2 protein-coding genes are annotated in these 2,588 nt (G+C 49.8%); both read left to right on the top strand.

All coding sequences use genetic code 11. The features are described from left to right. Nucleotides 1–443, top strand: a 443-nt coding sequence (locus tag RMO84_RS00680) for a DUF6920 family protein (protein ID WP_396135732.1), incomplete at its 5' end; no start/stop codon positions are given. A gap of 214 nt (nucleotides 444–657) precedes the next feature. Then, on the top strand, nucleotides 658–2,588 hold a 1,931-nt coding region (locus RMO84_RS00685), incomplete at its 3' end, for a heavy metal translocating P-type ATPase (RefSeq protein WP_310486491.1).

Raw genomic sequence — 2,588 nt, forward strand, 5'->3', positions numbered from 1 at the left:
TAGGAGAAGGCAGCTTACACGCATCATTACTCGGTCTTTTCACCGTTGCTGATGTGCGCGGTACCCCTGAAGCCGCCCAAGGCGAGTTACTGCGATTTTTTGCTGAGATGCCTTGGTATCCGACTGCGCTGTTACCCAGTCAGGGTGTGCGCTGGGAAGCCATTGACAATACCTCCGCCCATGCTGCGGTGACTGATGGTGCAACAACCGTCTCTCTCATGTTTCGGTTTAATCCTGAAGGGACGATCGAGACCATGCGGGCTGAAGCGCGTTATCGTGACAAGCTGACTGCCATGCCTTGGAGCGGCAGGTTTTGGGACTATTCAACTCGTAATGGAATGCTGATTCCTTTGCAAGGCGAAGTGGGATGGGAGTATCCAGACGGCATTCGGCTCTATTACAAAGGAAAAGTTACAGAGATTAATTATGAGTTTGCAACATAAGCAATGGGGGAAAACGTCAAATCGATCCCGATCGATCCGACATTGTATCGATCGAATCTAATGTTTTCCAGATGAGATGTAGCTGTGTATTTGGTGGAAATGAGTTAAGTCAGCACTCACTCAGGCTGGCTATCCTGCTAATAACTAGACCTCCAGTTTTCAGCCCATAAATGCGAATATCCGAGATTAAAATCATCCCCAGGAGAATTCAGTTATGAAACACGATTTGCCAGAGTCAACGCTTCGCGAACGCGATCGAGACGAGCAAACCCGACCCCATCCGAGTCACGCTAACCACCAGCACGATCCGGCTCAACATTCCAGTCACGAACATGCTGGACATGACAAACATGCTGGACACAGCCCCGCGATGTTCCAGCGACGCTTCTCGATCTGTCTGGTGCTAACGGTGCCAGTGCTGTATCTGTCGCCGATGTTTCAGATGTGGTTTAATTACCAGGCGATTCAGTTTGCTGGAGTGGAATGGGTTACGCCGGTTCTGGCTACGATTATTTATTGGTATGGTGGCTGGGTGTTTCTGCTTGGAGCTTGGGCTGAACTCCACGGGAAAATTGGGATGATGACGCTGGTTGCACTAGCCATCACCGTATCCTATGTTTACAGTGTGGCAGTGTCTTTTGGATTACCAGGTGATTCCTTTTACATGGAATTGGTAACTTTAGTCGATATCATGCTGCTCGGTCACTGGATCGAAATGACTTCTGTGCAAGGAGCCAGCCGCGCTTTAGAGCATCTCGCGAAGTTGGTACCTGCCGTGGCTCACCAGCAAGTCAATGGTCGGATTGAAGATGTTCAGGTAAGTGCGTTAGCAGAGGGCGATCGAATTTTAATCCGTCCTGGCGAACAAGTCCCGATCGATGGTGAAGTCATCGAGGGTACCTCTAGCGTCAACGAAGCCTTTCTCACTGGCGAATCGCGTCCAGTCGTCAAAAAAACTAGCGATGAAGTAGTCGCAGGGGCAGTCAACGGCGAAGGTGCTTTGACAATTAAAGTGATTCGGACTGGCGATAAAACAACTCTGAGCCAGATTATGCGGCTGGTAGAGGAGGCTCAAGCATCTAAGAGCCAATATCAAACCCTAGCCGATCGATTGGCTTACTGGCTGACTCTGATTGCGATCGGGGTATCTACGTTGACGTTTATTGTGTGGCTGTCAATTGGGACTGGCGGTTTAACATTTGCCGTCAATCGAGCGGTGACGGTATTAGTCATTACCTGTCCTCATGCACTGGGTTTAGCAATTCCCTTAGTCACGATTAATGCCACGGCGATGGCTGCTAAAAACGGGATTTTGGTACGAAACCGCTCGGCATTTGAACGAGCGCGAGGGATTAAAACGATCGCTTTTGATAAGACGGGGACGTTGACCGAAGGCAAGTTTGGAGTCAAGGAAATTTATACCGATGGTATTGATGAACCGCAAGCTTTAACCATTGCCGCCTCACTAGAATCCTTATCGGAACATCCGCTCGGACAATCGATCGTTATCGAAGCCAATCATCGCCAAAGTCAGCTTGCCAAAGCGACTGACTTCAAAGCTGTTCCAGGACAAGGCGTTGAAGGTGTAGTCAACGGTCGGCGTTATCGAGTCGGCAGACCAGAATGGGTACAGGAGTTGAAATTACAGTTTCCACCAGCATTGCGATCGGGATTACAAGCAAGTGAATCGCGGGGTGAAAGCGCGATCGTCTTGATGGACGATAAGCAAGTACTGGCGATCTTTGGGTTAGCAGACCAGATCCGCCCATCCGCACGAGCCGCAGTAGCCAAATTGCAGCAAATGGGCGTGCAGGTGGTGATGATTACCGGCGATGCCGAAGCAGTAGCAAAAACTGTTGCTGAGGACTTGAAGATCGATCGCTATTACGCTCGTGTCTTACCGCAAGACAAAGCTGCACTGATTCATCGGCTCAAAGCCGAACAAACGATCGCTTTTGTCGGCGATGGGATCAATGATGCCCCTGCTTTAACTGAGGCAGATTTAGGGCTAGCGATCGGTGCGGGGACTAATGTCGCGATCGAATCTGCCGATTTAGTGTTAATTAAAAGCGATCCGATCGATGCCACCTATGCGCTGAAACTCGCCAAAGCAACCTACAGCAAAATGACTCAGAACCTATTTTG

The organism is Chamaesiphon sp. VAR_69_metabat_338, assembly GCF_031423935.1.
In the GTDB taxonomy this organism is placed as follows: domain Bacteria; phylum Cyanobacteriota; class Cyanobacteriia; order Cyanobacteriales; family Chamaesiphonaceae; genus Chamaesiphon.